The organism is Microbulbifer sp. ALW1 (assembly GCF_009903625.1).
Taxonomy (GTDB): Bacteria; Pseudomonadota; Gammaproteobacteria; order Pseudomonadales; family Cellvibrionaceae; genus Microbulbifer.
The window spans coordinates 1,680,859-1,697,149 of sequence record NZ_CP047569.1 but is presented as its reverse complement, the minus strand read 5'-3'; the positions used below and the strand labels follow the sequence as shown (position 1 = coordinate 1,697,149).

The following is a 16,291-nucleotide window of genomic DNA, read 5'->3' as shown; positions in this document are numbered from 1 at the left end:
AAACCTGACCATTCAAACAAAATTTTTACTTGTCCACTTGGTCAGGAAATTGTAAAACAAATACTCGTCCGGCTATTGGGAGCCATAACCGGGCGACGGCGTGAAACGCGTGTGAAGAGAGAAAACCGCCGGAGCCTGTTATCCACAGGCCCGGAATCCACCATCGCAAAATCAATAAGCAATCCAAGAAAATGCGGGGAAAACAGTGATCGAGTTCTATCTGAATGGTCGGCATCAGCAGCTGGCGAGCGTCGACCCCAACCTCACCGTGCTGGAATGGCTGCGCACCGAAGCGCGTCTCACCGGTACCAAAGAAGGCTGTGCCTCCGGCGACTGTGGCGCCTGTACCGTGGCCATCGGCTCCGTTGAGCCCACCAAGTCCTCCGGCCAGACATCAACAAACGTCGGTGATCGGCTGCGCTACGACAGCGTCAACAGTTGTATTGCGCTGGTGGGCAGCTTGCACGGCAAGCACCTGATTACCGTGGACGGCCTGCAGAGCGAGCCCGCGCACCCGGTGCAGAAAGAAATGGTGGAATGCCACGGCGCCCAGTGCGGCTTCTGCACCCCGGGCATCATCATGTCCCTGTTTGCGCTGCACACCGAAAGCCGCGCCGCCGGCACCACTGCGGATGACGCGGCACTGATGGAATCCCTCGGCGGCAACCTCTGCCGCTGTACCGGTTACCGGCCGATCGTCGAGGCCGGTCGCAAGGCGGCGGTGCAATCCTGGGAGCCTGTCGATGGGACCGGGCAGGGTTCCACGCAAAACGAAATCGACCTGCGCGGCCCGGCCTGGCTGCAAAACCCGGAAATGATCGCCGAGCTCAAGCAGGTGCAGGACAATTCCATATCGGTAAGCAGCGAGTCCGGTCGTCGCTACGACGCGCCCGCCAGCCTCGAGCAACTGCGCCAACTGCGCGCGGAATATCCCCAGGCGCGTCTGATTGCCGGCGGTACCGACCTGTCCCTGGAAATCACCCAGTTCCTGCGCGACCTCGACCACGTTATCGCGATCAACAATATCCCGGAGCTACAGGAAATCCGTGAAGAAGCCGACGGCCTCTACCTGGGCGCCGCCGCCAGTTACCGCGCGGTCGAGCAGGCGCTGGCAAGTCGCTGGCCACATTTCCACACCATGCTTGAGCGCCTCGGTTCCAAACAGATTCGTAACCGCGGCACCCTCGGCGGCAACATCGGCAACGCCTCCCCCATCGGCGACATGCCGCCGGCACTGATCGCCCTCGGCGCCGAACTGGAACTGGATAGCGCAGACGGCGTGCGCCGACTGCCGATCGAGGACTTTTTCCACGATTACAAAAAAACCGACCTGCGCGCGAATGAATTCATTCGCGGTGTATGGATTCCGGAATCCCAGGCCGACGAGCAACTGCTGATCTACAAAATTTCCAAACGCCTGGACGACGATATTTCTGCGGTGCTGGGCGCCTTCTGGTTCAAGCTCGACGGCGCCATTGTGGAAGACTGCCGCCTGGCCTTTGGCGGCATGGCCGCCATTCCCAAGCGCGCACTGAACGCCGAGTTGGAACTGCGCGGAAAGCCCTGGAATTTAAGCGCTGTCGCGCGCGCCGTGAGCGCCCTCGCCGAGGACTTCTCCCCCATGACCGATGTGCGCGCCTCCGCGGAATACCGCCAGCAGGTGGCCGGCAACCTGATCCGCCGCGCTCTTTTGGATTCTGCCCGCAGCGACTTCAAACCCGTCAAACACCACGCGGACAATAATCACAAACCATTGATGGTGAGCGAATATGCGTAAACTCCCAGACGTTTCCAACACAGAAGACAGCGCAAAAGATCGAACCAATTCCGCCCGCGGCGTCGCCGGCAATTCCGCCATGCACGACAGCGCCTGGAAACACGTGCGCGGTGAAGCGCGCTATATCGACGACCTGCCGGAACCGGAAGGCTTGCTGCACGCAGCGGTGGGCCAGAGCAGTCACGCCCACGCCAACATCAAATCCATGGACCTGTCCGCGGTACGCGCCTATCCCGGTGTGGTCGCCGTGCTCACCGTCGACGACGTGCCCGGGCATATCGATATAGGCCCGGTGTTCCCCGGCGACCCGGTGCTCGCCAATGGCCTGGTGGAGCACGTGGGCCAACCATTGTTTGCGGTCGCCGCCACCAGCCTGCGCGCAGCGCGCCAGGCCGCGCGTCTGGCAAAAGTGGAATACGAACCACTGGATCACGCGGTTACTGTGCACGACGCATTGAAGAAACAGATTTTTGTGCGCCCGGACCACACCCAACAGCGTGGCGACTACGAAAAAGCCCTGAACGAAGCGCCCCATCGCCTCCAGGGCGAAATCAATGTGGGCGGTCAGGAGCACTTTTATCTCGAGGGACAGGCATGCCTGGTAGAACCCACCGAAGATGCCGGCGTGCATGTGCACACCTCCAGCCAGCATCCCTCGGAAGTGCAGACCCTGGTCGCCGAAGTACTGAACCTGCCGATTCACGAAGTCACCGTAGAAGTGCGCCGCATGGGTGGCGGCTTCGGCGGCAAAGAAACCCAGGCGGCACCGCTGGCCTGCGTGGCCGCCCTGCTCGCCCGCCACACAGGACGCGCGGTGAAATACCGCCTCGCCCGTTACGATGACATGGTGCAGACCGGCAAGCGCCACGATTTTTACAACACCTACGACCTCGGTTTTGACGACGACGGCGTGTTGCAGGGCGCGGACATCATGGTTGCCGGTCGCTGTGGTTATTCACCGGACCTGTCCGATGCGATTGTCGACCGCGCCATGTTCCACTCGGACAATGCCTACAGTCTCGGTCCGGCCCGTGTGCTTGGCCACCGCTGCAAAACCCACACAGTTTCCAACACCGCCTTTCGCGGTTTCGGTGGCCCCCAGGGGATGATGACCATTGAAATGGCCATGGACGACATCGCCCGCCATCTCAACCTGGACCCGCTGGATGTGCGCAAGCGCAATCTCTATCGCCCCGGCCGCGATACCACCCACTACGGACAGGTAGTGGAACAGCACGTGCTGGGCGACCTGATCGAAAAGCTGGAAGCGAGCGCCGATTACCGCCAGCGCCGCGAGGAAATCAAACGCTTCAACAGCGACAACCCGGTACTCAAACGCGGCATTTCCCTCACCCCGGTGAAATTCGGTATTTCCTTTACCGTACAGCACCTCAACCAGGCCGGTGCCCTGGTGCATATCTACACCGATGGCAGCATCCTGGTGAACCACGGCGGCACCGAGATGGGACAGGGCCTCTACATCAAGGTGGCACAGGTCGTAGCGGCCGCCTTCCAGGTGGATCTCGACAAGATCAAGGTCACCTCCACCCGCACCGACAAGGTACCCAACACCTCCCCCACTGCCGCCTCTTCCGGTTCCGACCTGAACGGCATGGCGGCGCTGGACGCCTGCGAAAAAATCAAAGCCAACCTGGCCGAGTACGCCGCGAAAAAATTCGGTGTGCCGGAGAGCGAAGTGCGCTTCGCCAACAACCAGGTAATCGCCGGCGAGCACGCAGTGGATTGGGCCGAGTTTGTACAGGGCGCCTACACCGCGCGTATCCCGCTGTTTTCCAGCGGCTATTACCAGACCCCGAAAATCCACTACGACCGCAACACCGGAACCGGCCGTCCCTTCTATTACTACGCCAACGGCGCCGCCTGCTCGGAAGTGATCGTCGACACCCTCACCGGGGAATACCGGATACTGCGCACAGACATCCTCCACGACGTGGGCCAGTCCCTGAACCCGGCCATCGACATCGGCCAGATCGAAGGGGCTTTTGTGCAGGGCGCGGGCTGGCTGACCACCGAAGAGCTAGTCTACGCCGACGATGGCCGCCTGCTCAGTAACGGCCCCGCCACCTACAAGATCCCGGCAGTATCCGACGCGCCGCTGGATTTCCGGGTGACGCTGCTGGAAAACAGCCCCAACAAAGAGGCCACCGTGTTCCGCTCCAAAGCCGTGGGCGAACCGCCCTTCATGCTCGGCATGGCGGTCTGGTCTGCCCTGCGTGATGCCATCGCCAGTATTGCCGACTACCGTCACAGCACCCCGCTGGACACCCCGGCCACCCCGGAACGGGTACTCGGCGCCATCACCCGTACCCAGCAGTGGGTGGAGGCCCAGGCGGCAGAGTTATCCACAGAGCAGGCCGCGCAAAAAGCGCAGGAGGGCGAGCCCGCATGATGCAGCAACTCCCGTGGCACAAGGCCGTAGCCGACTGTGAAAACCGTGGCGAACCTTACGTACTGGTCACCGTACTGGGCGTAACCGGCTCTGTACCGCGGGAGCCCGCCAGCAAAATGGTGATCACCGGCGGCGACACCTACGACACCATCGGCGGCGGACACCTGGAATACAAAGTCATCGAGCGTGCCCGCGCGCGCCTCGATGCCCGGGAATACGGCTTCGACCTGGCGCACTTCCCACTGGGCGCCAGCCTCGGCCAGTGTTGCGGCGGCAGCGTCGCGGTACTACTGGAGGCCCAGGGCGGCAGCGAAGCGCGCCTAGTGGTATTCGGTGCTGGCCATGTGGCCCAGGCACTGATGACCGTCGTCGGGCAATTGCCCTGGCAGATCACCTGGGTGGATTCCCGCGCGGAAACCTTTCCACAGCAGGTACCCGCAAATGTCACGGTACACCACACCGACGACCCGGCCGGCGACGCCCCGGAACTCTGTCGCGGCGCCCACGCGCTGATCCTGACCCACAACCACGCGCTGGATTTCGACCTGTGCTGGAAACTGCTGGAACAGCATCGAAAGGAACAGGGACTGGACCAAGGACAGGCACCGGCTTCCATTGGCCTGATCGGTTCCCAGACCAAGGCGGTGCGCTTTCAGCAGCGGTTGCAACAACGCGGCTTCAGCGAGGAAGAGATCCGCAATATCCGCAGCCCGGTGGGGCGCTCGGACGTACCCGGCAAACGTCCCATGGAAGTAGCCGTTTCCATCAGTGCGGAAATGATCGCGCTGGTAGCCGAACACCGCACAGGCGAGAGGGCTGATAGCAGCAAGGCCACCCGCCGCGGTTTGCAGTGGAGCCAGTTGAAGGCATTGCAGGCGCAGGAGCCACAAACGGGCCAGGCGATCGAAATCAAACAGCAGGCGGGCTGAAAGACACGTAATCAGCCCGCTCAACCGCGCTCACAAGGGGTACTAACACCTACCCTGTCTTTTTGACCGGCCTCTGGCCGGTCTTTTTTTGGTCACATCCATTGAACAAGCAAGCTGACTGCCAAGCCAGCCAGCGTCACATCCCCGGACAGCGAACGGCTTCAATTTCCCTCTACCTGCCAGTAAAATCGCCCACCTCAATGAATTTGGAGCATCCCCCCATGGGCAGAGCCTATCAGAACCGCAAAGATTCCATGGCCAAGACCTCGAACATGAAGGCTCGGGTCTACAGCCGCTACGGCCGCGAGATCTATGTGAGCGCCAAGTCTGGAGGCGTCGACCCCAACGGCAACCTGGCCCTGCGCAGCCTGATCGAGCGCGCCAAGAAAGAACAGGTCCCCACCCACGTAATCGAAAAGGCCATCGACAAGGCCAAGGGTGGCGCCGGCGAAGACTTCGCGCGCGCCCGCTACGAAGGCTTCGGCCCCGGCGGCTGCATGGCCATCATCGAATGCCTGACCGACAACCCCAACCGCACCTTCGGCGACGTGCGTCAGGCCTTCACCAAAACCAAAACCAAGATCGGCACCGAAGGCTCCGTCAGCCACAGCTTCGATCACCTGGCGATCCTGGTGTTCAAACACGACGACGAAGAAGCGGTACTGGAAGCCCTGATGGAAGCCGACGTGGATGTCACCGATATCGAAAACGAAGACGGCAAACTCTCCGTATTCGCACCGCATACCGATTACTTCAAAGCCAAGCAGGCGTTGATTGAAGCCTTTGGTGATATCGACTTTGAAGTAGATGAGATTCAGTTTGTGCCGCAGACCTATACACAGATCAGTGGGGATGATGTGGCGTTGTTTGAGAAGTTTATGGACATGCTGGAAGATTTGGAGGATGTGCAGGCGGTTTATCACAATGTGGAGAATACTTAGCATCTACTGAATCGAGCTACTTCTCGGGGGAGCGAGCTTGAGCGCTCCCCCGCTAGTAGCGAAACTAACTTACGGATTCAACTAACAACCGCAACAGATTTGAGCTGGTCCAATTTCTGCTCAATGGCCAATCGCCCCCCATCTCCTAAGCCGCAGCGCATCCAGCCTTCCTTTTCGAGCTCCAGCCATTTCTCTAATGCTAATACCTTGCCTATATGCCCCTCGTCTATCCCGCGCAGATAGACCTCTGGATCCAGTGCCATGTACTCTGGATCCCAGCGTTGGCCTTGATGGGAAATACCGCCTCCAAATTCACTGACATCAATAAATGCCTCACCTTCCAACAGAGGTGATATCTTTTTTGTTTCCAAATTGCCACCGTGGATATAAAAATCATTCTCCCAAGCGTAGGCAATACAAGCAGTTAGGTAGGCGCGGGTTTTCCAATAGCTAAAGCTACGAAAATCGCAGAGATGGAAGCGGTAGATGACTTTTTCACCCACGAAACCGATACTTTCTTCCAAAACAAGTAGCGAGTCCGCGTATCCGCTCTTCCGCCGAGAATCTTCCACAAACAACTGGCCGCCCAACTGATTGGCGCGCTTTATTATTGCGTTAATAAATTGCGCGAAGCGCTGCGGCTCCTTGTAAAAGTGGTTCAATTCATAGATTTGGGAAGAGGCACCGTCAAGCCATTCGCGGCGTACCGCGAACAACTCTGCAGCATTTGTGAGCATCTCCTCCGTTAGTGTCGACAGCAACGCGTCGTCATCTTTGACCTTAGCCAACGTCAAATCGTGACCGAAAAAGCGTGGAATCTGGTTGCGGTGCACTCCATGGGCCTGGAACAGCTGTACGAATCGTGCTGCCACACTGCCATCAGATTCGCTCTGACTGCGTCGCGAGAAGAATCGCTTGGCTCGATCTGCCAATGCAAAAAAAGCTTCGATATCACCGAGCATGGATAATCCTATTAATTTTTCTGTTCGTACTGATTAAGCGCCACTTTAGTCGCGAAAACGAAGATTTCTCCACTCAGCTCATCGATGCTTAAAATCTCGACGATGGCCTCCAGATAACTATCCTCCATAGACCGATACCGGAAACCCTAGCGCTTGCAACGCCTTGCTGGTGCGCCCATTGCGCGGTGGCATTACTTCGGGGCGCGCCCAGCCGATGACCTCAGCCAAAGAATTGAGGCCATACCTCGGAATTCTGTACTCCGGATCGCAACCGGCGTGGTAGAGGCGCTCCCAAGTATCTCCAGCATCGCCGCCATCCAGCACGAAGTGTAATATTTGTTGCACTCCCCAACCTTTGCGGTTGCGCTTTTCGAACAGCAGCGGCGCGAACAAAGCTATGCGCTCATCGAGCTTAATCGAGGCTAGATCCGGCCGCCCGAGTGCGGCGGCAGGAATTTTAATAATATGGTCTACGGTTGCATGGGTATTACCGCAGACTTGTTCGAATTCGCTCGCTGTAAGCGACAAAACTCTATCCTTCTGCAGCAGCTTTCGAAGCACGGGCGCCCGTTCGTATAGGTTGGTATCTTCCTGGGACGGTGCATTGGGCTGGGAGGCCCACCAGTCCAACTCGACCATAAGAGCGGCGTTTGGATCTTTCTGATTCCGCTCAAAATACTCCTTGTAGGGCTTACGTAAACCTTCGCCGACACGATTGTAGTAATACGCATGTAGAAATTGATCGACCTGCCACGCCGCGGGCACGTCGCCCTTGAGCCAGGTGGGACGGAAGTCCACCACCTGCTTTTGGATTTGCTCGAGATAGCCCAGCGTGGACAGCCACTCGATTCGGAAGCTTTCCTTTCGCCGATCCAAGGCATTTTTTTTGGCAACAACAATCGGACCCTCCCACTCGGGATGTTTCCGGTCGGATCTGGCCTTTTGAAAGTTTTCGCGATTTAATTTCTGGAAGTGCTCCTGCTCGGCAATATAGTCGGCCGACAGTGGGATAGTGACGTCAAGGTTCCGCAAGTAGTCGAAAAAAAACGTCAGCTCCTGCTCCATACCGTTGGTGGCCAGTTCGTCCTCGGTCAGAAAAACACCAGCTTCGACATTCTTATTCCAGCCGTTATCGGTATGGTTGGCGGAACCGATATACGCCCCATAGCCCTGCCACCAAATAACCTTGGGGTGAAAGCGATCCGGGACGAAACTGGTAAATACGTTATCGGCTTGATGCTTCAGCAAGCGCTTAAGCAAGGGCACGGCCACCGGAACGGTATGGTCATAGCGCATCCAAAGATCTAGCCGCAGATTGTTGGCAACGGCATGCCCAATCAAATCCTCATCATCGTTCGAAGTGCCGCCGCCATAGGCGACGGCGGCGAGCACGCAATCTATTTCGGCATCAGTGGGCATCTCATATAGGATGTCCCGCATGTATGTGCCATTAACTGAATTTGCTACAAATTTCATTATTATTATCCTGGCTGATTCTCGTCTGAAGAGGACCTTCTCTCTCCCGGCGCCCCTCCAATGAGAGTGTTAACTACGCAATTTTTTGCACCATTCGCTTGATGGCAGCCTCTTTATCCTGCTCGAACAGAATATTCCAGTCATCCAATTGTTGTTCCGTTACCGGATTACCCTTCTCATCCACCCAGTCCCCAAGCAGTGTCGCCTTGGGTGTATTCGATATCAAAAACGCATCCAACTGAATATTGCCATTGGCCGGATCATTTTCGATCAACTTGGCTTCCATATCCTTGATGGTTTTATGAAACTTCACTTTCGGGCTCGATGGTTTGTGGTTACGCAGGCCCTTGGGATCCACAAACACCACATGCTGTTTACCATCGCGAACCAGCCACAGAATAAAGTCCGGGTAGAAACCGCCATCAATGAAAGCGCCAACAGCACCCTGCCCGCTCTGGTTGCGCAGTAGGTATAGCTCGAAGCCATCGAATACATCCTGCTCCCAGGCGCTTTGAAGATCCTTGACGAACTGAGCTTCGCCCTTGTTCAGAGAGACCGGGCTTACCTGAAAGTCCAGCCCCTGGGTGGCGGCGACAAGCGGTTGATAAAAATGTCGTTCACACCAAAGAAACTCCAGACCATCGAGCACCTTGTCTTTCCATTTCGCTACATCTTCTTCGAGAATCTGCGTGCGCAGACTATCCAGCTGCTTGATTAATGATTCATGGCGCATTGAATCCAGTGTGAGTGTGTAACTACCGTGGGGAGACTGCTCAGTAACGCCAAACAAGTATTTGTTGTTTTCTGTGATAGGTCGATATTCAAGCTTGTCCGCCTCCCACTGTTTGCGGCGGTAGCCATAGAACATTTCGCAGTACTTGCGGAGCAGGGCTCCCGCCATTTCATGCCACAGAGGTAGCTTGCTAAGGTCGCCCAAGGCCATCGCCGAATCCGGAGCCTGAAGCTGGTACCAGCCATCCTCCGCTAAAAGTTCAGTAATACGGGCTTGCGAGAGCGTCAGGTTGGACCAGCGCCGATCGCGTTTGAACGCAAGCAGGTCAAAATAGAGCGCCTCCATATCCATTACCGCCAGGTGCCCACCAGTGAAGCGCTGTGATTTTCGTTTTACCTCGCGCTCCCCCTGTGTATCGGTAGAGAAAGCACCGACGCGAGGATAAAAATCCAATTGTACTCGGGGCGGGTTGCAGAAATAGTTAAATGCACCCATCTCACCACGCCGATGAAATTCGGTAGGCGGCAATAGTTCCACCTGCTCCGCCAGCTCCATAAAGGCACTGCCCGCGCCGCCAATGGCCTTGCCCGCCACAGCGGGTTTTAATCGGATCACCGGCAGGTTGCCAGGGAGATCTTTCATGGGGGCCAGCGGAAGCTCGTATTCAATCAGGCCGTGATTGACCGGGATTTCTTCATCTTCCAGCTCCTTGCGGAACTGGGCGATGTAGTCGGCCTTGACCCCAAACAAGTTGAGGGTTTCCAGAATACCGATATGCCGTGCTCGCTCCAGTCCCGCCTGCTTGAGCTCATTGATCAGTTCAGCAGAGCGTTTCAATGTGGTCTGGAAGCCCTTAAGACGCACACCGCGGCCAAACAACTGGATGATCTGCGCACCTTCGTTTTTACCCACATTCATCAGTGTCATATTGGACACCCGCCAGCTGCTCCAGCCCTCGGTAAACTTCTTCGAACCCAGTAACAGGTTCACCGGTGAGCCATCACCATTAATGGTATTGAACAGTGAACTACTGAATCGCGCATCTTGCGTAAGAAGGTCGTGGGTCTCACAGAGTTTCACCAGCTTGCCGTCATCCCCTACGTTGATTACGCCAAACGGAGTATCGGAAGCGCCACCACGCAGCGCGATTTCTCCAGCCACGCCGGTAATGTTTTCAATATACAGGCGACCACCACTGGTATGGAAAACCCGCTCCAATATATCCGCATACAGGTCCGCCGGGGATTGATCCAATTCCTTCAGGTAATTGAAACGTCCATCCAACAGATTGCGGCCACCGGCGGTTTCCATACCTTTGTTTAGGAGTTGCTCGATGGCACTCTCGGTGACTTCTCTCTGGCTAAGCACGCGGTCGATAAACTGCAACACCTTAATCGTATCGTTTGCTTCGCCCGGATTTAGCCCACCAGACTTCGCAGCCACTTTGGAGCTGACGAACACCCACAAAGGCCGGTACAGATTAAAGCGCTTGAAGGTATCGGGCTGATCATCGAACAGCCGTTGCTGCTGGTAAAAGCTCAGCAGCGAAGCCACCAGGTAGCGATACTCGTCCTCGCCATCCAGGTTCTGCTCCAGATTCAGAATCTGCGACTGCTTGCCGTAGCCATCGCTGTAGAAATGGCGGTAGGAGTAATCGAACAGGATCGACTTGGTGTAGATCTGGCGCAGGTTCTCGTGCTGCCCGCTGGATTGCGCAAAGGTCGCCGAGTACTCAAAGGAAAAGCCCTTGGCGCAGAGCTTGCGTCGGTAATCCAGCCAGGTGCCACCGCCGCTGGCGGTTCCCCGGTGCCCTTCGTCCACCAGCAGCAGGTTATTGGTACCGAAGCTGTCTACGGCGACGGTCTTGTTCTTCTCGCTGTCCCGCAGCTTGTTGATATCGATTACCAATACCGGATTTTGCGCAAACAGGTCGTCCTGGCCAGCGCGGGGCGTAAACTCGCTGGCCTCGATACCCGATATTTTCAGTTCCTGCAGATGTTGACGGGTGAGGCCCTCATTGGGCGTAAGCAGAATAACCTTGTTGATATTGCGCGCCTTACCGAAGCGCTTCAGATAGTAGCGGAACTGCTGGATATTGGCGTGCATCAGCAGGGTCTTACCGGAACCGGTGGCGCTCCAGAAGGCGATACGAGCCAGTTGCGGCCACAGATCGTCGTCCGCATTCAACACCTTTAGCGGCTTGTGACCGTAGTTGCCCTCATCCAGCCAGTGCTGGTTCCAGCGCTCAATCTGTTCGTTCAGGGCCGCCAGCAGTTCTTCCAGGCGGGTGAAGAAGTAGTCCAGGTAGATTTCGGTAAATAGCAGTGCCAGATACTGGAAGTACTTCCACTCCAGTGGTGATTCCCCAGCGGTCTGGCGGGCCAGATTAATTTTGTCAGTAATCTGTTTGATATGACGGTCGTAATCCAGCAGTTGCTCTTCGGTCAGCTTAATCTGGCTGGTGGCAATCTGGCCGGGACCATTATCGTAATTCTGGATGATGGCCTCGACGATGCGGTGCACACCGTCGCCATTGCGCCCGGTCACATCGCCCATCAGCTGGAAACGATCGCGGAAGGCCTCCAATGTCGCGGCCGCACGTTGATTGGTTTTATCCACCGGGTAGCGCCCGGATACGGATTCAAAGCCAAACAGGGAGAAGAGCCACTGGTTCAGCACCAGGTGATGGCGGAACTCCAGTGTCTGCTTCTTAGCCTTTTTCGCACGCACGCCGCTTTTGCTTGCGGGCGCTTTAGCGGCCGGCTTTTTCTTTGCTGCTGCCATGCTGCCCCCTTAGTGCTCTGCCGCTTCGGTGCCGGCAAACATCAGCCGGTGGAAGGCCTCTTCAATCAACTGCACCCGGGCCTCTTCCATGGGCTCGCCGCGGCGGTTTTTGGGGATGGCGATATTGTGGTCGCCGTTGACATAGAGGATATCCACCTCGTCATCGGAGCTCTGGGTGAGGCGGATATTCAGTTTCTCGATCAGCACTGCGTCCAGCACCGCGTTATCCAGTAGCAGGCCTTTGTCTTTCTCGGCAATCACCGACGGCAGATTGCGCCATACTACTAGCACCTTCTGGCCTGCGCGATTAGTGCCGTACACGGTGCGGAACCACCAGAGTTGCTTGCGCTTTTCCTCGCTCTTACTCGCCAGCGCTTCGGCGCCAACGCGGCTCACCTGAGCCTGCCAGCGGCCGAACTCACCCTGGCTCAGCTCGGCGTCAAACCAGACGGGCGCGGCGATGTGTTCGACGGTAAGGCCCAGCAGGTAGTTGAAGGTTTCCAGCAGGTCCACATTGACCGCCTTGGTCTCGTCACCACTGGCGGAGCGCACGTCCAGTTGATAGGCGGTGGGATCGGTGAACAGTTTGGTATTAAGCAGCGAGCGGGACCCGCGGGTTTCCACCTCCAGCAGATAGTTCATTACATAGCTTTGACGGGCGGCGTCCAGTTCGGAGTTTTCGTGGGCCTGCAACAATTCCTGCTGGCCTTTGCCGCGGTGCAGGGCTAGATTTCCGAGGGAATCTTCATAGCTCTCCAGGCGCACATACTTGAAACAGTGTGACATGCCGTTGAACCCGCCTTCACTATCGGCGACCGGAGCACCGACCTTCCAGTTTTCGGCGTAGGCCACTTTCTGGATACGGGGTTTTAGTACGGTGTCGAAATAATCCCCCATTTCGACCAATAAATATTTTCGTTTCCCATGATCTTCGCGATTTAAGTTAATAACTGAATGCCCAGTAGTTCCCGAACCTGAAAAATAATCTAAAACAGTTGCGCCTCTTTCTGCAGCCCCGGAAATATAAATTGAATCCGTCACAGCATGAATAGATTTCGGGTATGAGAAAACCATACCCCCAAATAAATCTTTAATGATGGCAGAACCATGTTCTGTCGAAGAGTACTTAGCATCAAACCAAGAAGAAACAGATACCACTCCATCTTCATTCGGGCGGCGCTTATAGTAAATGTAATCTTTACCCGACCTATCTTTACGAACCCCAAGAGAGCTTAGTGAAGACGTAACTTTTTTTGACTCCCATCGCCAGGTTTTTTCTTCCCCCTGATCGTTAACCGGCCACACTACAATATCTGAGATTTTTTTATCTTCTAAAACTATCCACTCTTTTTTTCCTTCACTCCACTCCATTTCAGGAACGTGAATTTCACCATTACGTATATAAATCGGATAGAAAAGCGCGCGCCTAGCAGATCGATCGGAGTTAGAGCCCTCTCGCCTCAGATTTCTCCATTCAAACCTCCCTAAATCATCTGACTCATTAAATCGAGCAGACTGCTCCTTTGTTGGAGGAAGTCGTCTTACAAAAGAACTGGCGTCTTTCCCAGAATATAATGTGTATTCATGTGAAACTGAATATCCGGTTTTAGTTGGGCGCCCAGAGGGGTTTGACCTAATACAAAACACTGCCAGCAAATCCGACTCAAAAGCTTCCTTCATTAAAAAAGAAAGTTCATTCTTTTGCTCGTCATCAATCGCTGCCGCTAAGACTCCCGCAGGTCTTAGAAAGCTTTTTGCCCGTAACAATCTATCCCAAATAAGGGAGGCCCACGTCGAAGATTTATAACCATTCTTATACATGATGGCACTGGCATCAGTATTATAGGGTGGATCAATATAAATACACTTTACCTGCTCCCGGTAGCGCTCTTGCAGCAGATTTAGTGCCTGAAAATTTTCCGAGTGCACCAACAAGCCATCACACTGGGCATCCAGGTCCTCGATAGTAGCCAACAGCTGCGCCTTGAAAACGTCGTCGAAGTGGCGTGTATCCAACATCAAGTAACGGTACTTGGGTTGGGCGAGAAATTCCGGCCAATCCTGCTGCGCGTAGTCTTGCTTTAGCTGTTCCAGATCCAGCTTGTACAACTGTTGCCAGTCCTGGAGCTGCCTCTCATTAGCAAAAACTTGCTCGAGCAGGGCCGTATGCTCGGCCAGGCGATCCAGAGTGATGCAGTAGTTGGTTTCGGTAACAAACTTTTTCTTGAGCCAGAGTTTTTTCTGGAAATTCTCCAGTTGCGCCAGAAACGCGATAATGCTCTCGCCCAGCTTGCGGATGACTTCGATCTTGCTCAGCAGTGGCGCTAGGCGGGTAGGATTGTTTTTCAGCGCAGCGAGGTCGGCCCAGTCGAGCAGTTCGTTCTTGATGTAGAAATCCAGCTCGCGATTCAAAAAACCGCCAAGATCTTTGTGGATAAAATAGTCGAAGCTGTTTTTCTTGGTGTAATTGTTAAGCTGGCCCTGCAGGCGGCTGTAGTCCGCCTGCTCGCCATTGGCCTTGGTATAAGGCTGGGCCAATAGCCGGCGCCACTGTTCGGGCAGGCCGCCCTCCTCGCTCAATAGCCAGGCGGTAGCACTGGCAACCAGCACACCCTGTACCGGTGGTTTCTTTTTAGCGGCAGCGGTGGCTTTGGCCAGTTCCGCCTGAGTGGCAGCGTTACTGTTCCAGTCGTCTTGCGTCGCAGCGCGGAATACAAAGCGGATTTGCAGCTCCGGGAACTGCTGACCGTCTTCGTTGGGCTCGCCTTCGATCAACTCGAATGGTTGCTCGGCATCGAGAATAAATACCCGCTTGCCGCTATCACTCTCTTTGTTGTTGTTCTGGGCTCCGGCTTCGGCGTCCACCAGTTTGAAGTGCACACGCAGCGGGTCGGGCTCGATATCGCTGGTGTTAGGGTTGAGGCGGAAGCTGTAGTCGCGCAGGGTTTCGCTGCTTTTGATGTAGTACTGGTCTTTGTTGGCCCAGTGCAATACCACCTCTTCCCCCTGATAGGGAATGGCGTAGGTGCCGTTTTTGTACACCCGGCGCGAGAGGAAATCGCCCTCGTCGTAGTAACGGTTAAAGAAGGTCACCAGGGCGTCGTACACCTCACCTTCTTCTCGCGCCAGGTCAAAGCCATCGTTCAGCTGGGCTTTAAGCTGCTGTACCTTGGGCAGGGTGTCCGGGTCCACTTCCAGGGCTTGAGCGCCGGCAATGGCCTTGTCCAACTCCTTTTGCAGCTCGGCCTTGTCGCTGGAGGCGAAGTTGGCAAACGCCTGGCGGGTTATTCTGGGCAGGTCGCGCTCGATAAAACGGTTAATGTCGCCTTTGCGGGCATGCATGATGCGGTAGAGGCCGAAATCCAGTTCCGGCTGGTTGAGCTGGAACATCTCGCGTAGGAGTTCGGCAAATTTTTTGCGGCGCTGCTCGGCCTTGAGCACCTGGGTGCTGTTGGAGCTAAGTGGCTTATCGGTCATGGGGCCTGTATTCCTTGCGTCCGTATGTTTTTTATGCACTTTTTGCGTGCAGAATAGAGCCATATTCTGCGTCAATGGCGACGAGAGGGCCAGCAGAGGAAGGCACAAGAGGGGCAATGGCGAGGATTGGTAGTTCGCGGGCAAGAGCAAGGGGTAATTGCGGGGCGCTGGGAGTGTTTCGCCCTGGAATTTGGTATAATTGGGCGGTTATTCAGGAGAACGCTATGACCCGTAGACCCAAGTCAGGCAGCCGCAAAATCAGCCGGAGTCAGATCCGCCGTACCGTAGCCAGCTCTAGCGCTATTGAGACTGGCGAGCCTAGCAAGGTAATTGAGGCGCGACTGAAAAGTGGTAAGCGTCGCTTCTCCAGTCTGCAGCTGGCTCATTGATTCGCGTTCGCCGGTTCTGGCTCAGTAGAAACTGAGCCATTGAATTTTACTCCTCTCTCTCCACCTAACTGTCATCCCTGCTGCTCCAGCACATCTCTTATCAATCGCTCCATATGCCGATAATCACCGGCAACCCCCGCCTGGATTGAGTTGAAGTAGAAGTCTTTATGGTCTTCCCACAGTTGATAGTCGAGGGGCGCCAAGCCCGCCTCCAGTGCCGAACATCCTCAAAGCAAAGCACTTCACGGGGTTCATCGAGCACCTCTTCATAGAGCTTTTCGAGCAGTTCGGTTTCGGCGTCGCCGATGTCCTTTTTTAGCAGTAGGCCCAGGCTATTGCGCAGCACACCCTCCTCAGCACCCGGCTGCTGCTCCGCCTCAACGCCTTCTGCGTCATACCGGCTCACGACGATT

At 55.9% G+C, this 16,291-nt stretch carries 10 protein-coding genes; 5 read left to right on the top strand and 5 right to left on the bottom strand.

Annotation, left to right across the window (positions count from 1 at the left end; translation table 11 throughout):
* Positions 1–205 precede the first annotated feature (205 nt).
* The 4 genes from xdhA (at position 206) to GRX76_RS06905 (ending at position 6,057) form a co-directional block, all read left to right on the top strand.
* A complete protein-coding gene (gene xdhA / locus GRX76_RS06920; protein WP_160152639.1) occupies positions 206–1,777 on the top strand; it encodes a xanthine dehydrogenase small subunit in 1,572 nt (523 codons plus the stop codon).
* Positions 1,770–4,187: a xanthine dehydrogenase molybdopterin binding subunit gene (gene xdhB / locus GRX76_RS06915; protein WP_160152638.1), complete on the top strand. Its 2,418-nt coding sequence runs from the start codon at positions 1,770–1,772 to the stop codon at positions 4,185–4,187. Before xdhA ends, xdhB begins: the two co-directional genes overlap by 8 nt.
* A complete protein-coding gene (xdhC, locus tag GRX76_RS06910) occupies positions 4,184–5,116 on the top strand; it encodes a xanthine dehydrogenase accessory protein XdhC (RefSeq protein WP_160152637.1) in 933 nt (310 codons plus the stop codon). Before xdhB ends, xdhC begins: the two co-directional genes overlap by 4 nt.
* A gap of 221 nt (positions 5,117–5,337) precedes the next feature.
* The gene (locus GRX76_RS06905) at positions 5,338–6,057 is read left to right on the top strand and encodes a YebC/PmpR family DNA-binding transcriptional regulator (RefSeq protein WP_160152636.1); all 720 of its coding nucleotides are present in this window, start codon (positions 5,338–5,340) and stop codon (positions 6,055–6,057) included.
* A 77-nt stretch (positions 6,058–6,134) separates the two neighbouring features.
* Here GRX76_RS06905 and GRX76_RS06900 read toward each other — a convergent pair whose 3' ends face one another.
* From GRX76_RS06900 to GRX76_RS06885, 4 genes are all read right to left on the bottom strand, one after another.
* A complete protein-coding gene (locus GRX76_RS06900) occupies positions 6,135–7,019 on the bottom strand; it encodes a hypothetical protein (RefSeq protein WP_160152635.1) in 885 nt (294 codons plus the stop codon).
* Positions 7,020–7,136: 117 nt separating this feature from the next.
* Positions 7,137–8,495, bottom strand: coding sequence for a phospholipase D family protein (locus GRX76_RS06895; RefSeq protein ID WP_160152634.1), 1,359 nt, complete (start codon positions 8,493–8,495; stop codon positions 7,137–7,139).
* Positions 8,496–8,568: 73 nt separating this feature from the next.
* On the bottom strand, positions 8,569–12,012 hold the full coding sequence (locus GRX76_RS06890) for a DEAD/DEAH box helicase family protein (protein WP_160152633.1): 3,444 nt from the start codon (positions 12,010–12,012) through the stop codon (positions 8,569–8,571).
* A gap of 9 nt (positions 12,013–12,021) precedes the next feature.
* Positions 12,022–15,240 carry a site-specific DNA-methyltransferase gene (locus tag GRX76_RS06885; protein ID WP_201276933.1) on the bottom strand — a complete coding sequence of 1,073 codons (3,219 nt, stop codon included), beginning with the start codon at positions 15,238–15,240 and terminating at the stop codon, positions 12,022–12,024.
* Positions 15,241–15,713: 473 nt separating this feature from the next.
* Here GRX76_RS06885 and GRX76_RS19165 point away from each other — a divergent pair, with 473 nt between their 5' ends.
* Positions 15,714–15,878, top strand: a complete 165-nt coding sequence (locus GRX76_RS19165; RefSeq protein ID WP_201276932.1) for a hypothetical protein — start codon at positions 15,714–15,716, stop codon at positions 15,876–15,878.
* Positions 15,879–15,978: 100 nt separating this feature from the next.
* On the opposite strand, the gene GRX76_RS06880 is transcribed toward GRX76_RS19165, so the two are convergent.
* Complete coding sequence (locus GRX76_RS06880) at positions 15,979–16,284, bottom strand: hypothetical protein (RefSeq protein ID WP_160152631.1); 306 nt, start codon at positions 16,282–16,284, stop codon at positions 15,979–15,981.
* Positions 16,285–16,291: the final 7 nt, after the last annotated feature.